The 19,999-nt window shown below is 55.6% G+C and carries 15 protein-coding genes, 4 tRNA genes and 3 rRNA genes; 14 read left to right on the forward strand and 8 right to left on the reverse strand.

All coding sequences use genetic code 11. The features are described 5' to 3' along the window. Window positions 1-302: 302 nt before the first annotated feature. From ACWPW2_RS03060 to ACWPW2_RS03085, 6 genes are all read left to right on the forward strand, one after another. Window positions 303-1,844, forward strand: a 16S ribosomal RNA gene (locus ACWPW2_RS03060). A 73-nt stretch (window positions 1,845-1,917) separates the two neighbouring features. Further along, window positions 1,918-1,994 (forward strand) — tRNA-Ile (locus ACWPW2_RS03065). 108 nt (window positions 1,995-2,102) lie between these two features. Beyond that, window positions 2,103-2,178, forward strand: a tRNA-Ala gene (locus tag ACWPW2_RS03070). A gap of 177 nt (window positions 2,179-2,355) precedes the next feature. Then, window positions 2,356-5,262, forward strand: a 23S ribosomal RNA gene (locus ACWPW2_RS03075). Window positions 5,263-5,457: 195 nt separating this feature from the next. Beyond that, window positions 5,458-5,573 (forward strand): 5S ribosomal RNA (gene rrf / locus ACWPW2_RS03080). Together the 16S, 23S and 5S rRNA genes with 3 tRNA genes alongside form the textbook arrangement of a ribosomal RNA operon. A gap of 55 nt (window positions 5,574-5,628) precedes the next feature. Next, window positions 5,629-5,705 (forward strand) — tRNA-Asp (locus ACWPW2_RS03085). An 85-nt stretch (window positions 5,706-5,790) separates the two neighbouring features. On the opposite strand, the gene fabF is transcribed toward ACWPW2_RS03085, so the two are convergent. Beyond that, window positions 5,791-7,071 carry a beta-ketoacyl-ACP synthase II gene (fabF, locus tag ACWPW2_RS03090; protein WP_454121586.1) on the reverse strand — a complete coding sequence of 427 codons (1,281 nt, stop codon included), beginning with the start codon at window positions 7,069-7,071 and terminating at the stop codon, window positions 5,791-5,793. 2 nt (window positions 7,072-7,073) lie between these two features. Further along, window positions 7,074-7,619, reverse strand: coding sequence for a winged helix-turn-helix transcriptional regulator (locus ACWPW2_RS03095; RefSeq protein ID WP_054804267.1), 546 nt, complete (start codon window positions 7,617-7,619; stop codon window positions 7,074-7,076). A 182-nt stretch (window positions 7,620-7,801) separates the two neighbouring features. On the opposite strand from ACWPW2_RS03095, the gene dkgB reads away from it, so the two are divergent. Beyond that, window positions 7,802-8,605, forward strand: coding sequence for a 2,5-didehydrogluconate reductase DkgB (gene dkgB, locus ACWPW2_RS03100; protein WP_454121587.1), 804 nt, complete (start codon window positions 7,802-7,804; stop codon window positions 8,603-8,605). A gap of 34 nt (window positions 8,606-8,639) precedes the next feature. Here the strand turns inward: dkgB and yafC are convergent, their stop codons facing one another. Further along, a complete protein-coding gene (gene yafC / locus ACWPW2_RS03105; protein ID WP_042717373.1) occupies window positions 8,640-9,536 on the reverse strand; it encodes a DNA-binding transcriptional regulator YafC in 897 nt (298 codons plus the stop codon). A 215-nt stretch (window positions 9,537-9,751) separates the two neighbouring features. On the opposite strand from yafC, the gene ACWPW2_RS03110 reads away from it, so the two are divergent. Beyond that, window positions 9,752-10,552: an endonuclease/exonuclease/phosphatase family protein gene (locus ACWPW2_RS03110; protein WP_071789488.1), complete on the forward strand. Its 801-nt coding sequence runs from the start codon at window positions 9,752-9,754 to the stop codon at window positions 10,550-10,552. 60 nt (window positions 10,553-10,612) lie between these two features. On the opposite strand, the gene mltD is transcribed toward ACWPW2_RS03110, so the two are convergent. Together mltD and gloB are read right to left on the reverse strand one after the other, a co-directional pair. Beyond that, window positions 10,613-11,983, reverse strand: coding sequence for a murein transglycosylase D (gene mltD, locus ACWPW2_RS03115; protein ID WP_454121588.1), 1,371 nt, complete (start codon window positions 11,981-11,983; stop codon window positions 10,613-10,615). Between the two features lie 73 nt (window positions 11,984-12,056). Continuing rightward, window positions 12,057-12,812, reverse strand: coding sequence for a hydroxyacylglutathione hydrolase (gloB, locus tag ACWPW2_RS03120; protein ID WP_454121590.1), 756 nt, complete (start codon window positions 12,810-12,812; stop codon window positions 12,057-12,059). A gap of 33 nt (window positions 12,813-12,845) precedes the next feature. Here gloB and ACWPW2_RS03125 point away from each other — a divergent pair, with 33 nt between their 5' ends. Then, entirely contained in the window at window positions 12,846-13,553 is a 708-nt protein-coding gene (locus ACWPW2_RS03125) for a class I SAM-dependent methyltransferase (protein ID WP_270222316.1), read from the forward strand. Here the strand turns inward: ACWPW2_RS03125 and rnhA are convergent. Beyond that, window positions 13,550-14,122 carry a ribonuclease HI gene (gene rnhA / locus ACWPW2_RS03130; RefSeq protein WP_161629337.1) on the reverse strand — a complete coding sequence of 191 codons (573 nt, stop codon included), beginning with the start codon at window positions 14,120-14,122 and terminating at the stop codon, window positions 13,550-13,552. The two genes, ACWPW2_RS03125 and rnhA, sit on opposite strands and share 4 nt — an antisense overlap. Here rnhA and dnaQ point away from each other — a divergent pair. After that, window positions 14,076-14,807 carry a DNA polymerase III subunit epsilon gene (gene dnaQ, locus ACWPW2_RS03135; RefSeq protein WP_023479454.1) on the forward strand — a complete coding sequence of 244 codons (732 nt, stop codon included), beginning with the start codon at window positions 14,076-14,078 and terminating at the stop codon, window positions 14,805-14,807. The genes rnhA and dnaQ overlap by 47 nt on opposite strands. Window positions 14,808-14,941: 134 nt before the next feature. Beyond that, a tRNA-Asp gene (locus tag ACWPW2_RS03140) sits at window positions 14,942-15,018 on the forward strand. Window positions 15,019-15,064: 46 nt separating this feature from the next. Here the strand turns inward: ACWPW2_RS03140 and ACWPW2_RS03145 are convergent. Further along, window positions 15,065-16,537: an NCS1 family nucleobase:cation symporter-1 gene (locus ACWPW2_RS03145; RefSeq protein ID WP_076769419.1), complete on the reverse strand. Its 1,473-nt coding sequence runs from the start codon at window positions 16,535-16,537 to the stop codon at window positions 15,065-15,067. Window positions 16,538-16,683: 146 nt separating this feature from the next. Here ACWPW2_RS03145 and ACWPW2_RS03150 point away from each other — a divergent pair, with 146 nt between their 5' ends. Genes ACWPW2_RS03150 through puuE form a run of 3 tightly spaced genes read left to right on the forward strand, consistent with a single transcriptional unit; the run spans window position 16,684 to window position 19,109 of the window. Further along, window positions 16,684-17,403 (forward strand): GntR family transcriptional regulator, encoded by a 720-nt coding sequence (locus ACWPW2_RS03150; protein WP_288883615.1) that lies wholly within the window; start codon window positions 16,684-16,686, stop codon window positions 17,401-17,403. After that, on the forward strand, window positions 17,400-18,137 hold the full coding sequence (locus ACWPW2_RS03155; RefSeq protein WP_454121592.1) for an aspartate/glutamate racemase family protein: 738 nt from the start codon (window positions 17,400-17,402) through the stop codon (window positions 18,135-18,137). Before ACWPW2_RS03150 ends, ACWPW2_RS03155 begins: the two co-directional genes overlap by 4 nt. Window positions 18,138-18,167: 30 nt before the next feature. After that, window positions 18,168-19,109, forward strand: coding sequence for an allantoinase PuuE (gene puuE / locus ACWPW2_RS03160; RefSeq protein ID WP_076769420.1), 942 nt, complete (start codon window positions 18,168-18,170; stop codon window positions 19,107-19,109). A gap of 33 nt (window positions 19,110-19,142) precedes the next feature. Here puuE and xni read toward each other — a convergent pair whose 3' ends face one another. After that, window positions 19,143-19,895 (reverse strand): flap endonuclease Xni, encoded by a 753-nt coding sequence (gene xni, locus ACWPW2_RS03165; RefSeq protein WP_454121594.1) that lies wholly within the window; start codon window positions 19,893-19,895, stop codon window positions 19,143-19,145. Window positions 19,896-19,999: the final 104 nt, after the last annotated feature.

The following is a 19,999-nucleotide window of genomic DNA, read 5'->3' on the forward strand; positions in this document are numbered from 1 at the left end:
GCTCCCTATAATGCGCCTCCATCGACACGGCGCTAAGCAAACAACAGCTTGCAGCGACGTTAAGTCGGAAGAGAAAAAATCCTGAAATTCAGGGTTGACTCTGAAAGAGGAAAGCGTAATATACGCCACCTCGCGACAGAGCGCTGAAGCGCGTCGCAACTGCTCTTTAACAATTTATCAGACAATCTGTGTGGGCACTCAGGTGACATGGATTCTTAACGTCCTCGGACGATAAATGAATACCAAGTCTCACGGGTGAACACGTAATTCATTACGGTTTAATTCGATGAGCATCAAACTTTAAATTGAAGAGTTTGATCATGGCTCAGATTGAACGCTGGCGGCAGGCCTAACACATGCAAGTCGAACGGTAACAGGAAGCAGCTTGCTGCTTCGCTGACGAGTGGCGGACGGGTGAGTAATGTCTGGGAAACTGCCTGATGGAGGGGGATAACTACTGGAAACGGTAGCTAATACCGCATAACGTCGCAAGACCAAAGAGGGGGACCTTCGGGCCTCTTGCCATCAGATGTGCCCAGATGGGATTAGCTAGTAGGTGGGGTAACGGCTCACCTAGGCGACGATCCCTAGCTGGTCTGAGAGGATGACCAGCCACACTGGAACTGAGACACGGTCCAGACTCCTACGGGAGGCAGCAGTGGGGAATATTGCACAATGGGCGCAAGCCTGATGCAGCCATGCCGCGTGTATGAAGAAGGCCTTCGGGTTGTAAAGTACTTTCAGCGGGGAGGAAGGCGATGTGGTTAATAACCATGTCGATTGACGTTACCCGCAGAAGAAGCACCGGCTAACTCCGTGCCAGCAGCCGCGGTAATACGGAGGGTGCAAGCGTTAATCGGAATTACTGGGCGTAAAGCGCACGCAGGCGGTCTGTCAAGTCGGATGTGAAATCCCCGGGCTCAACCTGGGAACTGCATCCGAAACTGGCAGGCTTGAGTCTCGTAGAGGGGGGTAGAATTCCAGGTGTAGCGGTGAAATGCGTAGAGATCTGGAGGAATACCGGTGGCGAAGGCGGCCCCCTGGACGAAGACTGACGCTCAGGTGCGAAAGCGTGGGGAGCAAACAGGATTAGATACCCTGGTAGTCCACGCCGTAAACGATGTCGACTTGGAGGTTGTGCCCTTGAGGCGTGGCTTCCGGAGCTAACGCGTTAAGTCGACCGCCTGGGGAGTACGGCCGCAAGGTTAAAACTCAAATGAATTGACGGGGGCCCGCACAAGCGGTGGAGCATGTGGTTTAATTCGATGCAACGCGAAGAACCTTACCTGGTCTTGACATCCACAGAACTTTCCAGAGATGGATTGGTGCCTTCGGGAACTGTGAGACAGGTGCTGCATGGCTGTCGTCAGCTCGTGTTGTGAAATGTTGGGTTAAGTCCCGCAACGAGCGCAACCCTTATCCTTTGTTGCCAGCGGTTAGGCCGGGAACTCAAAGGAGACTGCCAGTGATAAACTGGAGGAAGGTGGGGATGACGTCAAGTCATCATGGCCCTTACGACCAGGGCTACACACGTGCTACAATGGCGCATACAAAGAGAAGCAATCTCGCGAGAGCTAGCGGACCTCATAAAGTGCGTCGTAGTCCGGATTGGAGTCTGCAACTCGACTCCATGAAGTCGGAATCGCTAGTAATCGTGAATCAGAATGTCACGGTGAATACGTTCCCGGGCCTTGTACACACCGCCCGTCACACCATGGGAGTGGGTTGCAAAAGAAGTAGGTAGCTTAACCTTCGGGAGGGCGCTTACCACTTTGTGATTCATGACTGGGGTGAAGTCGTAACAAGGTAACCGTAGGGGAACCTGCGGTTGGATCACCTCCTTACCTTAAAGAACCTTTCCCTGCAGTGTCCACACAGATTGTCTGATGAAAAATAACGAGCAGTGAAAATCTCTGCAGGCTTGTAGCTCAGGTGGTTAGAGCGCACCCCTGATAAGGGTGAGGTCGGTGGTTCAAGTCCACTCAGGCCTACCAAATTCGCTCCCGTGCTTTGTTGTGCTGAAGCTCACATACGTTACGTATGCTTCGCTCCATCACGCCGCGCCCGGAAACGAATTCAAGGTAACAGAGTTTAACTACGATGGGGCTATAGCTCAGCTGGGAGAGCGCCTGCTTTGCACGCAGGAGGTCTGCGGTTCGATCCCGCATAGCTCCACCATCCTCACTGTTCGTCACTAAAAACTTCAGAGTACACATTCTGTGTGTGCTGCGAAGTTTTGCTCTTTAAAAATCTGGATCAAGCTGAAAATTGAAACACAGAACAATGCGAATTGTTCCGTGAGTCTCTCAAATTTTCGCAACTGATGGTGTTTTACGAAACATCTTCGGGTTGTGAGGTTAAGCGACTAAGCGTACACGGTGGATGCCCTGGCAGTCAGAGGCGATGAAGGACGTGCTAATCTGCGAAAAGCGCCGGTAAGGTGATATGAACCGTTACAGCCGGCGATGTCCGAATGGGGAAACCCAGTGCAATCCGTTGCACTATCACAGCATGAATACATAGTGCTGTGAGGCGAACCGGGGGAACTGAAACATCTAAGTACCCCGAGGAAAAGAAATCAACCGAGATTCCCCCAGTAGCGGCGAGCGAACGGGGAACAGCCCAGAGCCTGAATCAGCCTGAGTGTTAGTGGAAGCGTCTGGAAAGTCGCGCGATACAGGGTGACAGCCCCGTACACAAAAGCACTCTGGCTGTGAGCTCGATGAGTAGGGCGGGACACGTGGTATCCTGTCTGAATATGGGGGGACCATCCTCCAAGGCTAAATACTCCTGACTGACCGATAGTGAACCAGTACCGTGAGGGAAAGGCGAAAAGAACCCCGGCGAGGGGAGTGAAACAGAACCTGAAACCGTGTACGTACAAGCAGTGGGAGCCTCTTTTATGGGGTGACTGCGTACCTTTTGTATAATGGGTCAGCGACTTATATTCTGTAGCAAGGTTAACCGTATAGGGGAGCCGCAGGGAAACCGAGTCTTAACTGGGCGTTAAGTTGCAGGGTATAGACCCGAAACCCGGTGATCTAGCCATGGGCAGGTTGAAGGTTGGGTAACACTAACTGGAGGACCGAACCGACTAATGTTGAAAAATTAGCGGATGACCTGTGGCTGGGGGTGAAAGGCCAATCAAACCGGGAGATAGCTGGTTCTCCCCGAAAGCTATTTAGGTAGCGCCTCGTGAATTCATCTCCGGGGGTAGAGCACTGTTTCGGCTAGGGGGCCATCCCGGCTTACCAACCCGATGCAAACTACGAATACCGGAGAATGTTATCACGGGAGACACACGGCGGGTGCTAACGTCCGTCGTGAAGAGGGAAACAACCCAGACCGCCAGCTAAGGTCCCAAAGTCATGGTTAAGTGGGAAACGATGTGGGAAGGCCCAGACAGCCAGGATGTTGGCTTAGAAGCAGCCATCATTTAAAGAAAGCGTAATAGCTCACTGGTCGAGTCGGCCTGCGCGGAAGATGTAACGGGGCTAAACCATGCACCGAAGCTGCGGCAGCGACACTATGTGTTGTTGGGTAGGGGAGCGTTCTGTAAGCCGTCGAAGGTGTGCTGTGAGGCATGCTGGAGGTATCAGAAGTGCGAATGCTGACATAAGTAACGATAAAGCGGGTGAAAAGCCCGCTCGCCGGAAGACCAAGGGTTCCTGTCCAACGTTAATCGGGGCAGGGTGAGTCGACCCCTAAGGCGAGGCCGAAAGGCGTAGTCGATGGGAAACAGGTTAATATTCCTGTACTTGGTGTTACTGCGAAGGGGGGACGGAGAAGGCTATGTCGGCCGGGCGACGGTTGTCCCGGTTTAAGCGTGTAGGTGTGTGTTCCAGGTAAATCCGGTTCACTTTAACACTGAGGCGTGATGACGAGGCACTACGGTGCTGAAGTGACAAATGCCCTGCTTCCAGGAAAAGCCTCTAAGCATCAGGTAACACGAAATCGTACCCCAAACCGACACAGGTGGTCAGGTAGAGAATACCAAGGCGCTTGAGAGAACTCGGGTGAAGGAACTAGGCAAAATGGTGCCGTAACTTCGGGAGAAGGCACGCTGGTGTGTAGGTGAAGTGACTTGCTCACGGAGCTGAAACCAGTCGAAGATACCAGCTGGCTGCAACTGTTTATTAAAAACACAGCACTGTGCAAACACGAAAGTGGACGTATACGGTGTGACGCCTGCCCGGTGCCGGAAGGTTAATTGATGGGGTCAACCGCAAGGTGAAGCTCTTGATCGAAGCCCCGGTAAACGGCGGCCGTAACTATAACGGTCCTAAGGTAGCGAAATTCCTTGTCGGGTAAGTTCCGACCTGCACGAATGGCGTAATGATGGCCAGGCTGTCTCCACCCGAGACTCAGTGAAATTGAACTCGCTGTGAAGATGCAGTGTACCCGCGGCAAGACGGAAAGACCCCGTGAACCTTTACTATAGCTTGACACTGAACATTGAGCCTTGATGTGTAGGATAGGTGGGAGGCTTTGAAGCGTGGACGCCAGTCTGCGTGGAGCCAACCTTGAAATACCACCCTTTAATGTTTGATGTTCTAACGTGGACCCGTGATCCGGGTTGCGGACAGTGTCTGGTGGGTAGTTTGACTGGGGCGGTCTCCTCCTAAAGCGTAACGGAGGAGCACGAAGGTCAGCTAATCCTGGTCGGACATCAGGAGGTTAGTGCAATGGCATAAGCTGGCTTGACTGCGAGCGTGACGGCGCGAGCAGGTGCGAAAGCAGGTCATAGTGATCCGGTGGTTCTGAATGGAAGGGCCATCGCTCAACGGATAAAAGGTACTCCGGGGATAACAGGCTGATACCGCCCAAGAGTTCATATCGACGGCGGTGTTTGGCACCTCGATGTCGGCTCATCACATCCTGGGGCTGAAGTAGGTCCCAAGGGTATGGCTGTTCGCCATTTAAAGTGGTACGCGAGCTGGGTTTAGAACGTCGTGAGACAGTTCGGTCCCTATCTGCCGTGGGCGCTGGAGAATTGAGGGGGGCTGCTCCTAGTACGAGAGGACCGGAGTGGACGCATCACTGGTGTTCGGGTTGTCATGCCAATGGCACTGCCCGGTAGCTAAATGCGGAAGAGATAAGTGCTGAAAGCATCTAAGCACGAAACTTGCCCCGAGATGAGTTCTCCCTGAGACTTTAAGTCTCCTGAAGGAACGTTGAAGACGACGACGTTGATAGGCCGGGTGTGTAAGCGCAGCGATGCGTTGAGCTAACCGGTACTAATGAACCGTGAGGCTTAACCTTACAACGCCGAAGATGTTTTGGCGATGAGAGACAGATTTTCAGCTGATACCAGATTTGAAGGAACGAACGCTTTTGCGCTGAGGCAAGGCGGCAAGTGACGGAAAGGAAGGAGCATACTGAAGTATGTGACTGACTTTACGAGCGCAGCCAACGCCGCATCAGGGTAAAAGAGACGTTCCGGGCACAAAGAATTTGCCTGGCGGCACTAGCGCGGTGGTCCCACCTGACCCCATGCCGAACTCAGAAGTGAAACGCCGTAGCGCCGATGGTAGTGTGGGGTCTCCCCATGCGAGAGTAGGGAACTGCCAGGCATCAAATTAAGCAGTAAACCGGGGCAACAAACCGGTGGTTGTGGAAAAATTCGGTGGAGCGGTAGTTCAGTCGGTTAGAATACCTGCCTGTCACGCAGGGGGTCGCGGGTTCGAGTCCCGTCCGTTCCGCCACTTATTTTAAGAACCGTATCTCTCACGAGATACGGTTTTTTTTCGTCTGCAATTTGTGAAAAAAGGGCCAAACGGCCCCTGTTATTTACTTTTCCCAGCGCTTTAACAGCAAACTGGCATTCACCCCGCCGAAGCCAAACCCATTCGACATCGCGTAACGAATCTCAAGCGGCCGCGCGGTAAGCGCCACCAGGTTTAACCCATCGGCCTTCTCATCCGGGTGATGTAAATTGAGCGTCGGTGGAGCAATCTGTTCACGCAACGCCTGAACCGTGAAGATCGCCTCAATACCGCCCGCCGCGCCTAAAAGATGCCCCGTCGCTGACTTAGTGGAAGTGATTGCTACCGTACTGTTCGCACCAAACACACGCTTTATTGCTGCCAGTTCGCCCTTATCGCCAACCGGAGTAGATGTCGCATGAGCGTTAATATGCTGAATGTCGGAGACTGAAATGCCCGCCTGCCGGATCGCGGCTTCCATCGCCCGTGCGGCACCGTTACCATCTTCCGGGCCGGCAGTGAGATGATGCGCATCCGCGCTTGTTCCATACCCTACCAGTTCCGCCAGCGGCGTCGCGCCGCGCGCCATCGCATGTTCGAGCGATTCAATCACCAGCAGCCCGGCACCTTCACCCATCACAAATCCATCACGATCGCGATCAAATGGGCGTGAAGCCGTCGTCGGTTGATCGTTAAAACCGCTCGACAGCGCGCGTGCCGCTGCAAATCCGGCAAGGCTGACCCGATGGATCGCCGCTTCACTGCCGCCGCATAAGGCGATATCTGCCTCGCCGCTGCGTATCAACCGCGCGGCATCACCAATTGCCTGCGCGCCAGCCGCACATGCCGAAACGGGCGCACCGATCGGGCCACGAAAACCATAGTTGATTGAGACATGGCCAGCTGCGAGGTTGGCGAGGAAAGAGGGAACGGTAAACGGGGAGAGTTTACGTGGCCCGCGCGAATCTGTGGTGCGCACCGCGTTGGTGATCTCACTGAAGCCGCCGATCCCGGTGGCAATAACCGTTGCGGTTCGATCGCGCTGCGCCTCCTCTTGCGGGAACCAGTTCGCCTGCGTCAGCGCTTCTTTCGCTGCCACCAGTGCAAACTCAATAAAACGATCCATCTTTTTACGCTCTTTCGCCGGGATCGTGCTTAAGGGATCAAACCCGTGATGCGGATCCTCTTCAATCGAAGGGACCTGGCCTGCCACTTTACAGGCAATATCGTCGACCATTTCATCGTCGAGGCGGGAAATACCCGATTTGCCCTCAACCAATGATGACCAGACGTGGGAAAGGCCGCAGCCCAGCGGGCTGACAATACCCATACCGGTTATAACGACGCGCTTTTGCGAAATGCTCATATTCACTCCTCCTTATTCATCTGTAATTGTGGCGCATATTTCAGCGACGTCTCTCCGGCCTGCTTACGTTGCAAATATTGATGACGATAGTGGAGAACCGGCGACGCTGCCGGGCCTGGCACCATGGCGTACTTTTCAGGGGTTATGGCTTCGCCGGTGGCCTTATCGACGAGGATCGCTTCAACCGGGCGCGCGGTTTCCCGCTCAACCAGCATCATCTGTGGGCCTTCAGGTGAGAAATGGCGGTTTCCCCACTGCGCCAGCGCGATGATGACTGGACGAAAATCATAGCCTAGCGGCGTGAGGTGATATTCATAGCGCGGCGGGGTTGTGCTGTAGCTCACCTTTTCAAGCAACCCCTCTTCAACCAGCTCCTTCAGGCGCCGGGAGAGAATGTTCGGCGCAATATTGGCGTTTTTCTGGAACTCATCAAAACGGGTAAACCCTGCGAAGGCGTCGCGCAGGATAATCATGCTCCAGCTATCACCAATGCGTCCCAGACTTCGGGCAATAGGGCAGGGAGCCTGGTAAAGCGCTTCATTTTTCATGGTGGTATCTGCTGTAGTAAACATGCCGCACCAAAGTGACATAGTGACTTTCAATATGCAAGTCACTACTTTTAGCACTATTGCCGCTGCGGCAAATATCCTCTGCATTCCCGCCTCTTTTTCCCCGTACTCAACTCACCATAATCACGCCATCGTTAAGAAATAATGAGAGAGGAATTGATATGTCTATCCCTGCATTTGGTCTGGGGACCTTCCGTTTAACCGATGAGGCGGTAATCGCCTCGGTGAAGACCGCCCTTGAACTGGGCTATCGCGTAATTGATACCGCGCAGATTTATGGCAATGAAGCCGCCATTGGCGAAGCGCTTGCCCAGAGCGGCGTCGCACGGGAATCACTGTTTATCACCACCAAAATCTGGACAGAAAACCTGGGCGAAGGGCAGCTGATCCCAAGCCTGCAAGAGAGCCTGAAGAAGTTAGGCACTGACTATGTTGATTTGACGCTGATTCACTGGCCGTCGCCGGGCGCAGCAGTGCCGGTTGCCGAGTCGATGCAGCAGTTGATGAACGCCAAAGCGCAGGGGCTAACGCGCCAGATTGGCGTCTCCAACTTCACGATTGAGTTAATGGAACAGGCGATTGCGGCTGTAGGGGCGGAAAACATTGCCACTAACCAGATTGAGCTCTCTCCCTATCTGCAAAACCGTAAAGTGACACAGTGGGCAAAAGAGCACGGGATCCACATCACCTCATATATGACGCTGGCGTATGGTAAGGCACTGAAAGATGCCACGATTGCCCGCATCGCGCAGAAGCACAGCGCAACGCCAGCGCAGGTGATCCTGGCATGGGCGATGGGGGAGGGATACGCAGTGATCCCATCCTCAACCAAACGCGAGAACCTGGCGAGCAACCTGCAAGCGAAGACGCTCGAACTGGATGCGGATGACAGAGCCGCCATCGCCGCGCTGGATTGCAACGACCGGCTGGTCAGCCCGGAAGGGCTTGCGCCTGAGTGGGATTAATCAGCAACGTGACGGGAGCCTGGCTCCCGTTTTTTTATCTGCCCGTCTGCGGCACATGCTCGCTGACAAAGTCGATAAAGGCGCGAATACGGGTGCTCACCGCCCGATCGCTGTAGTAGACGGCGCTGAAGGGCATCTCTACCGGCAGCAGTTTGTCTGACATCAGCGCAACCAGTTCACCGCTCGCCAGCTCTTTATCAATCATATAATCCGACAGGCTGGCGATACCGTTGCCGCTCAGACAGAGGTGTTTAAGGGTTTCACCGCTGTTAGAAGCGAGCGTGGGTGTTACCTCCAGCAGTTGACCGTCTGCTGCCGCTACCGGCCAGGTATTCAGCGATACCGGCTCCGTAAAGCCGAGGCAGACATGATTTTGCAAATCCTCAACCGTTTCGGGTGTACCGTAACGGGCAAGGTATTCGGGCGAAGCGATAATTTTGCGGTAGCTCTTAAAGAGCGGACGCGCGCGCAGGCTGGAATCTGTCAGCTTGCCGACGCGAATAGCGACATCGACTTTTCGTTCAATCAGGTTGATAAAGGTTTCGCTCGAGACCAGCGACAGGCTGATCTCCGGGTAACGTTCACGAAACGGCTTAATCAGCGGCATTAAAAAGTGCAGCACCACCGGTGTGGCGGCATCGATGCGCAGCGTGCCGCGCGGCACCGATTTATTCTCCATCACCTCGTTTTCTGCCGCCGCCATCTCCTGCAGCACCGTTTGTACGCGCCGAAAATAGCGCTCGCCCTCTTCAGTGAGGCTAAGCTGGCGAGTCGTGCGATTGAGCAGGTTAACGCCGAGCTTATTCTCCAGCTTCTTCACCGCCCGGCTAATGGCAGAGTTAGCCTGACCAAGACGTTCAGCCGCACGGCTAAAACTGCCGCTCTCCACGACCGCGACAAAAATGGCGAGTTCTTCCGAGGTGGTTTTCATTATTGCCTCTGTAGCAACATTTCAACGAGATTATTCATGCGCGTGTATTTAACCACGCCGCGTGTCGCAACGCCATCGCGCGGCCTTAAGGTCAATGGCACCTATACAAGCTGGCTCTTTTCTGGTGATTATTCGTTGAAACTATGGTCTACAATCCCTATAACTGAATGACGCCCCTTTTTCGGGCGCGGAAATCGAAGAGGTTTAAAGCCGAAGTGGCGAAAAATACTTACGCTATGCGATATGTTGCCGGACAACCTGCGGAGCGCATTTTACCGCCGGGATCGTTCGCCAGTATTGGTCAGGCTTTACCTGCCGGCGTTCCACTCAGCCAGGATGAAAAGATCCGCGTGCTGGTATGGAACATCTTCAAGCAGCAGCGGGCAGAATGGCTCTCGGTGCTGCAAAGCTTCGGCAAAGATGCGCACCTGGTTCTGTTGCAGGAAGCGCAGACGACGCCTGAGCTGGTGAGCTTCGCGACCAGCAACTATCTTGCCGCCGATCAGGTACCCGCCTTTGTGCTGCCTCAGCACCCCTCAGGCGTGATGACGCTCTCTTCTGCCCATCCGGTCTATTGCTGCCCTCTGCGCGAGCGTGAGCCGATTCTGCGGCTGGCAAAGTCAGCGCTGGTGACGGTCTACCCGCTGCCGGACAGCCGTAATCTGATGGTGGTGAATGTGCATGCGGTCAACTTCAGTCTCGGTGTCGATGTCTACAGTAAGCAGTTGCTGCCGATTGGCGATCAGATTGGCCGCCACGATGGCCCGGTAATTATGGCCGGCGATTTTAACGCCTGGAGCCGCCCGCGTATGAACGCGCTCTACCGTTTCGCACGCGAAATGGCGCTGCGGCAGGTGCGATTCACCGACGATAACCGCAGGCGAGCCTTTGGCCGACCGCTCGATTTTGTCTTCTATCGTGGCTTAAACGTTGATGAGGCGTCGGTGCTGGTGACCCGCGCATCGGATCACAATCCGCTGCTGGTAGAGTTCAGCCCGCTCCCTTCCGGCAAGTAGGGCGAAAAAAAGATAAAAAAAAGCACCGTGGGGAAACGGTGCTTTTTTTATTGCTTCAGGTCAGGAGTCCGGCGTCGCGCTGTTCTTCACGAAGAGCGTGATTTGATCGCCCGGCCGCAGATTGGAGGTATCGGTGTTCCAGCGCATCACATCTTTGATGTTCACGCCGTGACGTTTCGCGATACTCGACAACGAATCACCTTTGCGCACGCGATAGGTAATGCTATCGCTGTTGCTGGCAAGACGTTGTGCGCTGCTGCCTGCACCAACCGTCAGGTTTTGACCCACCTTCAGGTTCGCGCCGCGCAGATTATTCCACTGCTTCAGATCCTTCGCGCTTACGCCGAGGCGTGACGCGATGCCTGAGATCGTATCACCTGAGCGAACCTTGTAGCTCTTGCTGGAGAGCGGGGTGTTATCCGCAACCAGCGTCGGCTGTACGGCGGCGATTTCGCCGGATGCCAGCGACTCACGCAGCTGATCTGCATGTTTCTTCGGCACCATCACGTACTGCGGACCGGCTGAGCCCAACGTCGAACCTTTAACGCCTGCGTTAAACGCCTTCAGTTTGTTGACGGAAATTCCCGCCATTTCAGCCAGCTGATTCACTTCTACCGGGCTACTCAGCCTGACGCGCGCCAGCGCACGGCTTTCGTCCGGCGTCGGCAGATTAATGCCATAGCGTTTGCTGTTTTTGAGAAGATCGCTCAACGCCAGCATCTTAGGCACATAAATCTTTGTTTCATAAGGCAATGAGAGCGACCAAAAATCGGTGGGTTTCCCCTGCGCTTTGTTCGCTTTAATTGCCTTCAGCACGCGGCCTTCACCGCTGTTATAGGCGGCAACGGTCAGTAACCAGTCGCCGTCAAACATACGGTTAAGACGCTGCATCATGTCGAGCGCGGCCGTGGTAGAGGCCACAATGTCACGACGCGCATCGTAGCTGCGTGTCTGTTTTAAACCATAATTTCGCCCTGTGCTCGGAATGATTTGCCAAATGCCTGCGGCATTGGCACCAGACGTTGCGTGCGGGTTAAAAGCGCTCTCCACTATGGGTAGTAGTACCAGTTCCATGGGCATGTTACGTTTTTTAACTTGCCCAGCTATCCAGTACATATACGGCTCTGCCCGTAAAGTTACATCGTGGAGATAGCTCTTATTGTTTAAATACTTAAGTTTCTGTTCGCGAATCCGGCTGTTTTCCGGAATTCCCATCTTTAGCTCGTCGCTTATGGAGGTCCACAAGTTGCTATCCGTTTGGTCGGCGAGTGTTCCGTCGTCCATCCAGCGTGCCTGACTTGTGAACTTCCCAGCTTCCCCTTGACCAGCTGCAGAAAGGCTCTGTGCGTGCTGTTGTACCGAACCGTCGCGCTGCGACGCCTGGCACCCCACGAGCAGGACAGAGGCGAATAATATCGCTTTTGCCTTCATGTGTGTGTCAATAGTAGTTGCTTAAAAGACGAGCGATGATAACGGCGATGTTTTCAAAAGGCAACCCGCAATGTCAGAAAGCATCTTTCTTTGCCCGTAACCAGGCGAAACGCTCCTCTGGATGTTGCAATACCTTCTCTTGATTTATTACTTCAATTAAATCAGCATCTTCCGTACGTAAAAATAAATTTATTTTGCGCTCATTTTTCAGAATTACAGGGAGTGTTTTTTCTTTTTTAGCACGTAACTCACTCACTTTCTTATAGTATTCCTGAACCTCTGCATCTTCAGGCAGCACGCTGACGGCAAACTTCATATTCCCTAAAGTGTATTCATGTGCGCAACAAATCAGCGTGTCGTCGGGAAGGGCGTTAATTTTACAGAAGGATTGATACATCTGCGTTGCCGTCCCTTCGAATAATCTTCCACAGCCGCCAGAGAAGAGCGTATCGCCGCAAAAAAGGTAAGGGAAACTGAAGAAACAGATATGTCCTAAAGTGTGACCTGGGGTGGCGAAGACCGAGAAATCATGGCCCAAAACGGTGACCGTATCGCCTTCGGCCACAACCTGGGTCGTGCCCTTATGTTGTGTCTCCGCTGGCCCATAAACCACTACATCAGGGAAAGCGTCACGCAGAGCCTGCACACCGCCGACATGATCGTTATGGTGATGCGTCAGCAGAATAGCTTCGGGTTGCCACTGGTGCTCTTCAATGGCGTGCAGCACCGGAGCGGCCTCGCCCGGATCGACGATCAGGCAGCGCCCGTCATCCTCGCTCAACACCCAGATGTAGTTGTCCTGAAACGCGGGAATACTGTTAAGATTCATAAATTACCTCTCAAAGCGTAGCGGAAGGTTGTAATGAAGCCGGCAAGGACTCCCCGAAAACTCGTCGCGCCCGTAAGCTGGGGCGCACTCCCAAAAGGTGCTTATTACCGCCAGGCGCTGGAGGAGGAGCTCAAGCCGTGGCTGGCGAAAATGTATGGTTTTCACCTGCTTAAGATTGGCAACCTCAGCGCGGAAATCAACCTTGAAAGCTGCGCGATCTCCCACCAGGTTAATGTCTCGCTGGCAGGCGAACCGGCGCAGGTACGCGCGGATCCGCTCTCTTTGCCGTTTGCAGAGAAGTCCGTCGATGCCTGCCTGCTGGCCCATACGCTGCCCTGGTGCCCCGATCCTCACCGGCTGTTGCAGGAGGTCGATCGCGTGCTGATTGACGACGGCTGGCTGGTAATGAGCGGGTTTAATCCCGTTAGCCTGTTAGGCGTCTGCAAAGCGGTGCCGTTTGCGCGCCGCTCACCGGCGGTCAAAAGCCGAATGTTCACCCTCACGCGCCAGTTTGACTGGCTCGCGCTGCTCAATTTTGAAGTGCTTCATTATAGCCGCTTTCGCGTGTTGCCCTGGACGAAGCAGGGCGGAAAGCTGCTGAGCGCGCATCTGCCGGCGTTGGGCTGTATGCAGCTGATTGTGGCCCGCAAACGCACCATTCCGCTGACGCTCAACCCGTTAAAGCAGAGCCGCTCACGGGCGCGCGTGCCGCAGGCCGTTGGCGCGACACGGCAGTCTTAAGCCAGCGTTTCCGGCTGGTAACCGACATCTTCCTGGGTGGGATTCATCGCCGCCGCGCGCGCCAGCTCATCGCAGCGTTCGTTTTCCGGATGCCCGGCGTGGCCTTTCACCCACTCCCAGCGGATTTGATGCTGGCTGAGCGCTGCATCGAGCCGCTTCCACAGGTCGACATTTTTAACCGGCTTCTTATCCGCCGTTTTCCAGCCGCGTTTTTTCCAGTTGTGGATCCACTGGGTAATGCCCTGGCGCACATACTGGCTGTCGGTGCTGAGCACCACTTCGCAGTGCTCTTTCAGCGCTTCAAGGGAGACAATCGCCGCCATCAGCTCCATGCGATTGTTGGTGGTTAAACGATAGCCTTCGCTGAAGGTCCGTTCATGTCCGCGATAACGTAAAATGGCGCCATATCCACCCGGTCCCGGATTGCCGAGGCACGATCCGTCGGTGAAAATTTCTACCTGTTTGAGCATCTCTGGTAGACTTCCTGAGTTGAAAACGACAAGTCTGACATAAATGGCCGCTATGAGCACTGCAATTACACGACAGATCGTCCTCGATACCGAAACCACCGGTATGAACCAAATCGGTGCGCACTACGAAGGGCATAAGATCATTGAGATCGGTGCGGTTGAGGTGATAAACCGCCGCCTGACCGGCAATAACTATCACGTCTACCTGAAGCCCGATCGGCTGGTGGACCCGGAAGCGTTTGGCGTTCACGGCATCGCCGACGAGTTCCTGCTGGATAAGCCGACCTTCGGCGATATTGCCGATGAGTTTATCGACTATATCCGCGGCGCGGAGCTGGTGATCCATAACGCCTCGTTTGATATCGGCTTTATGGATTATGAGTTCAGCAAGCTGAACCGTGGAATTCCGAAAACCGAAACCTTCTGCAAAATTACCGACAGCCTGGCGCTGGCGCGCAGGATGTTTCCGGGCAAGCGTAACAGCCTCGATGCGCTCTGCTCGCGTTACGAAATCGATAACAGCAAGCGAACGCTGCACGGCGCACTTCTCGACTCCCAAATTCTTGCCGACGTCTATCTGATGATGACCGGCGGCCAGACATCGATAAAATTTTCGATGGAGGGCGAGAGTCAGAATCAGTCAGGCGAAGCGGGGATCCAGCGCGTTGTGCGCCAGGCAAACAAACTGCGCGTTGTTTTAGCCAGTGATGAAGAGCTGATGGCCCATGAATCGCGCCTCGATTTAGTACAGAAAAAGGGCGGAAGTTGCCTCTGGCGCGGCTAAATTCATTTATTAACCGTGAAAAATCAGCCCGTGGGCGATTTTTGCAGCAAACGATTCAAAACAAGAGAAAAAGCGTTGACGGCACCAGACGCAATACGTAATATGCGCCTCGTTCCCTAACAGGAACACAACGCGGAGCGGTAGTTCAGTCGGTTAGAATACCTGCCTGTCACGCAGGGGGTCGCGGGTTCGAGTCCCGTCCGTTCCGCCACTATTCAGAAGGCCTGAATCAGCAATGATTCAGGCCTTCGTCGTTTCTACTCCTTCACCACCGCGCGCTGCGCGATAAATCCGCTCTCCACGCCCGCACGCTCATGACGCGCCAGCCAGCAGTAGCAGCCCGCCCCGAGAAAGACGCCGATAAACCAGCTAAAGTTTGCCACTTCATGCAGCGCCGGAATAAAGCTGATTACCAGGCCCACCATCACCGACGGCAGCAGCGCGGCAATCGCTTTGGGGTTAAAGCCGTTTTTGTACCAGTAACGCCCGTTCGGGGAGACGGTAAAGAGATCGTCGACAAACACCTGGCCGCGTTTAATCAGGTAGAAGTCTGCCAGCAGAATGCCAAACAGCGGGCCGATGCAGGCACCGAGCACATCCAGCGTGTAGTGGATTAACTCCGGCGACTGGAACAGGTTCCACGGCGTCAGCAGCACCGAGCCGACCGCCGCAATCATCCCCCCGGTACGGAAGCTGATCTTCTGCGGCGCGCAGTTAGAGAAATCAAACGCCGGTGAGACGAAGTTCGCCACGATATTAATGCCGATAGTCGCAGTAATCATGGTCAGCAGGCCAATTGCCATCGCCAGATCGCTGCCCACGTGGCTGACGGTTTCAATCGGGTCGGTGATCATTTTGCCAAACAGCGATTGCGTTCCCGAGACAATCACCACCGTCACAATCGAGAAGAGCAGGAAGTTAAAGGGCAGTCCCCAGCGGTTGCCGCGGCGGATCGCCTGCATGCTTTTGCCGTAGCGGGAGAAGTCACCAAAGTTGAGCAGCGGGCCGGAGAAGTAGGAGACCACCAGCGCCGTGGCGGTGATCATCTGCCACGCTTGCTCACCCGGCGTCAGCGCCTTACTGGCAAGGGTAAAGGAGATGCCGTCAAACCCGGTCTGGTAGAGGATCCAGCCCGCCAGCGCCATCATCACTACATACACCGCCGGTCCGGCGACATCAATAAAGCGTTTGATCGCGTTCATTCCGTGCCAGAACACCAGTGCCTGCAGCGCCCACATAATGCCGAAGCAGATCCAGCCCAGCGCCGACAGCCCCAGAAAGTGGCTGCTTGTCAGCGCGCCCAGCGAAGGCCAGAATTTCAGCGCCACCAGCATCAGGGCGTTGGCGGCGAGATAGGTTTGAATCCCGTACCAGGCGAAGGCGATAAGTCCGCGGATCACCGCCGGAATATTGGCGCCGAATACGCCAAATGCCTGACGGCAAATCACCGCATAGGGCACGCCGGTCATCTGGCTCGGCTTCGCCACCAGGTTTGCACAGAGCTGCACAATACAGATCCCTACCAACAGGCAGAGCAGCACCTGCCAGCTGGCGAGCCCTAAGGCAAAGAAGCTGGCGGCAACCACATAGCCGCCCATGCTGTGCACATCGGACATCCAGAACGAAAAGATGTTGTACCAGGTCCAGTTTTGCTGGCGAGTCGGGGCAAGGTCCTCATTGGTCAATCTTGGGCTATAACGAGCATCGTACTGCGGTTCAGGGTTTGGCATGGAATCTGCTCCTTTAAATAGCGATAGCGTTCACAGGTCTGCTATCGGCTATTGCATTAACCAGGCCAGGTTTGGATTTCTTGTATACAAGATGGATAAAAAACGTATACAAAAAAGGCAATGCTGCGTCACACAGGAATCAGGTTATGAATCATTACACCGGGCTACAGGCGCCTGCGGATCGGGAAGAGAGAGAGCATTTCATCTGGCAATCGCTGTTAACGGCCATTGTTGAGCATCAGTTGCCGCCGGGCAGTAAGCTGCCGGAAGAGGCGCTGGCGGAGGTATTTGGCGTTAGCCGCACTGGCATTCGTAAAGTGCTCACACGCCTTGCAACGGTGCAAATGATCACTATCGCGCCCAGGCGCGGTGCATTTGTCGCTAATCCTGGCATCGACGAGTCAAAAGAGATCTTCGCCACGCGCAAAATGATCGAGTGTGCCAACCTGCCGCAGGTGCTGGCACATCTGCAACCGCCGCATCTGGCGGCGCTGGAGGCGATCATTGCCGAGGAGGAAGCGGCGCACCAGCAGCATGACGGCGCGGCGGCCATTCGCCACTCGGCGGCTTTCCACATTCAATTACAGGCGATATCGGGCAATGCGGTGGTGACCGATATTATCACCACCCTGACGCAGCGCTCCTCGCTGGTGATTGCCGCCTGGGGCGCGCCGTGGCAGCAGGGCTGCCGCTGTCACGATCACGATGCGTTAATCGAACTCTTACGTAACAAAGACCTGGCGGGCCTTGAGCATGCCATGGCGCACCACTTCGACCACATTGTTTCCAGCCTGCGCTTTGAGCGCAGCGGCGAAACGCTGCCCGATTTTACCCGCCTGTTTGGCACCCGAGGAGAGCCGCAATGAGCGCATTTTGTATACAAGTCATCAACCCCAACACCAGCCCGGAGATGACCGAAACCATTGCCAGCGCCGCGCGCCGCATCGCCTCGCCGGGCACAACCATTCTCGCCAGCTGCCCGACGCAGGGCGTGGAGTCGATTGAGGGGCATTTCGACGAGGCGATTGCCGCCATCGGCGTGCTGGAGCAGGTAAAGCAGGGCAAAGCGCAGGGCGCGCAGGGTCACGTGATCGCCTGCTTTGGCGACCCGGGACTGCTGGCGGCGCGCGAGCTGGCGAGCGGCCCGGTTATCGGCATTGCCGAAGCGGCGATGCATATGGCGACGCTGGTGGCGACACGCTTCTCGATAGTCACCACGCTGCCGCGCACGGTGATCATCGCCCGCCATTTACTGCGCCAGTATGGCTTTGAACATCACTGCGCCGCGCTGCACGCCATCGATTTACCGGTGCTGGCGCTGGAAGATGGCACGGGTTTTGCTCAGCAAAAGGTACGCGAGCGTTGTATACAAGCCAAACGTGAGGATGGAAGCGGGGCGATTGTGCTGGGGTGCGGCGGTATGGCGAATCTTGCCAGTGAGCTGACGCAGGAGTTGGGCATCCCGGTGATCGACGGCGTAACGGCGGCGGTTAAGATGGTGGAATCCCTGCTCGCCCTCGGTTTTGGCACCAGTAAATATGGCGATCTCGCGTATCCCAATAAAAAGCCGCTTTCAGGATGCTTCGATATGCTCAGCTGAAAGCGGCCCCGGTTAAGAGGTCGAATCAGCATGCAAGCAGCAACCGAGACTCCCTTCTGGCACTTTACTGCCGATTACCCGCGCGATATGGCGGGCTACGCTGGCAAGCCGCCGCACGCACAGTGGCCGGGCGGCGCGCGCATTGCCGTGCAGTTTGTGCTTAATTTTGAAGAGGGCGGCGAGAACCATGTTCTTCACGGCGACAGCGGCTCGGAGCAGTTTCTCTCCGACATCATCGGCGCGGCCAGCTACCCGGCGCGCCATATGTCGATGGACTCCCTCTATGAGTACGGTTCGCGCGCCGGTTTCTGGCGTATCCATCAGGAGTTTCAGCAGCGCGGCCTGCCGTTAACGGTGTTTGGCGTGGCGATGGCGCTGGCGCGCAACCCGGCGATTGTCGAGGCGATCAAGGCGGCGGATTATGACGTGGTGAGCCACGGCTGGCGCTGGATCCACTATCAGGATCTCGATATCCAGACCGAGCGCCAGCATATGCAGCAGGCGATTGAGATCCTGCAAACGCTGTTCGGTAAACGCCCGCTCGGCTGGTATACCGGGCGCGACAGCCCAAATACTCGCGCGCTGGTGGTGGAGCAGGGTGATTTTCTCTATGACAGCGACTACTACGGCGACGATCTGCCCTTCTGGACCACCGTCGGTGAGAAACCGCATCTGATTGTGCCCTACACGCTGGATGCCAACGACATGCGCTTTGCCACCGCGCAGGGCTTTAACACCGCCGAGCAGTTTTATACCTACCTGAAAGATAGCTTCGATGTGCTCTATGCCGAAGGCGAAACGGCACCGAAGATGATGTCGATCGGCATGCACTGCCGCCTGCTGGGCCGACCGGGGCGGTTTCGTGCCCTGCAACGTTTTCTTGATTACGTGCAGAGCCACGACAAGGTGTGGATCTGCCGCCGCCAGGAGATCGCCGAGCACTGGCTGAAACATCACCCCTATAAAGCGTAACCGGCCTGCTGCCCGCCAATGCGCGGGCGAGGGTTAGCGCGTCAGGCGCAGTTGCTGCAGGTTGCCATCAAGCTGTAGATCCGTTTGCAGACGCGCCACATCCCGGCAGATAAAGGCCATTTCGCGGTGCGCTTCCAGCTTCTGTCGCCACTTCTCAGGCACCTCGGCAAGATTGTCATACAGCGCTTCCAGCGTGGGAAAAGTGCTGAGCAACTGGGTAGCGCTTTTCGGCCCGATCCCGGCGACGCCCGGCACTTTTGAACTGCTGATGCCCGCCAGCCCCCAGTAGTCCGGCAGCTGCTGCGGCGTGACGCCATACTCCTGGTCAATAAACGGCGCATCGAGCCAGCGTTTCTGAAAGTAGTCGCGGATGCGGATGGTGGGTGAGAGCAACTGGCAGTAGCCTTTGTCCGTCGAGACAATCGTGGCCTCTTGCCCCGCCTGCGCCATTTTCACCGCCAGCGTGGCGGCGAGATCGTCGGCTTCATTGCCCGGCGTCGCCCAGCAGCGAATGCCGCGCTGCTCAAATGCCACGCGCAGGGCGGGCATCTCCTGATGCAGCGGCTCCGGCATGGGCGGTCGGCCCGCTTTATAGTCCGGCAGCAGCTGGTGACGCCAGCCCTGATTGCGCGCTTCATCATCGAACACCGCCACTGCGTGGGTCGGCTGGCTGTGCACAATCAACTGCTCCAGCGCGTGCAGGCAGGTCTCCGCGCAGGGCGAACCCTGCACCGCATGAATACGGCGGATAAGATTGAGTGCGTCGACAATAAGCAGATGAGCCACGGATACCCTCCTTGTAAGCGAGCGCTAAGGGTAACATTGCCCGCTTTATGAGGCTATGAAACGGTGACTATTCAGGAAGATGCCTCGCAAAACGAGGCATCTGT

It is taken from the genome of Kosakonia sp. Marseille-Q7440, assembly GCF_965119485.1.

What these genes read in the sequence shown, in the direction of transcription:
- fabF (WP_454121586.1), bottom strand. Translation starts at nt 7,071, where the DNA reads ATGAGCATTTCGCAAAAGCGCGTCGTTATAACCGGTATGGGTATTGTC.
- ACWPW2_RS03095 (WP_054804267.1), bottom strand. Translation starts at nt 7,619, where the DNA reads ATGAAAAATGAAGCGCTTTACCAGGCTCCCTGCCCTATTGCCCGAAGT.
- dkgB (WP_454121587.1), top strand. Translation starts at nt 7,802, where the DNA reads ATGTCTATCCCTGCATTTGGTCTGGGGACCTTCCGTTTAACCGATGAG.
- yafC (WP_042717373.1), bottom strand. Translation starts at nt 9,536, where the DNA reads ATGAAAACCACCTCGGAAGAACTCGCCATTTTTGTCGCGGTCGTGGAG.
- mltD (WP_454121588.1), bottom strand. Translation starts at nt 11,983, where the DNA reads ATGAAGGCAAAAGCGATATTATTCGCCTCTGTCCTGCTCGTGGGGTGC.
- gloB (WP_454121590.1), bottom strand. Translation starts at nt 12,812, where the DNA reads ATGAATCTTAACAGTATTCCCGCGTTTCAGGACAACTACATCTGGGTG.
- ACWPW2_RS03125 (WP_270222316.1), top strand. Translation starts at nt 12,846, where the DNA reads ATGAAGCCGGCAAGGACTCCCCGAAAACTCGTCGCGCCCGTAAGCTGG.
- dnaQ (WP_023479454.1), top strand. Translation starts at nt 14,076, where the DNA reads ATGAGCACTGCAATTACACGACAGATCGTCCTCGATACCGAAACCACC.
- ACWPW2_RS03145 (WP_076769419.1), bottom strand. Translation starts at nt 16,537, where the DNA reads ATGCCAAACCCTGAACCGCAGTACGATGCTCGTTATAGCCCAAGATTG.
- ACWPW2_RS03150 (WP_288883615.1), top strand. Translation starts at nt 16,684, where the DNA reads ATGAATCATTACACCGGGCTACAGGCGCCTGCGGATCGGGAAGAGAGA.
- ACWPW2_RS03155 (WP_454121592.1), top strand. Translation starts at nt 17,400, where the DNA reads ATGAGCGCATTTTGTATACAAGTCATCAACCCCAACACCAGCCCGGAG.
- puuE (WP_076769420.1), top strand. Translation starts at nt 18,168, where the DNA reads ATGCAAGCAGCAACCGAGACTCCCTTCTGGCACTTTACTGCCGATTAC.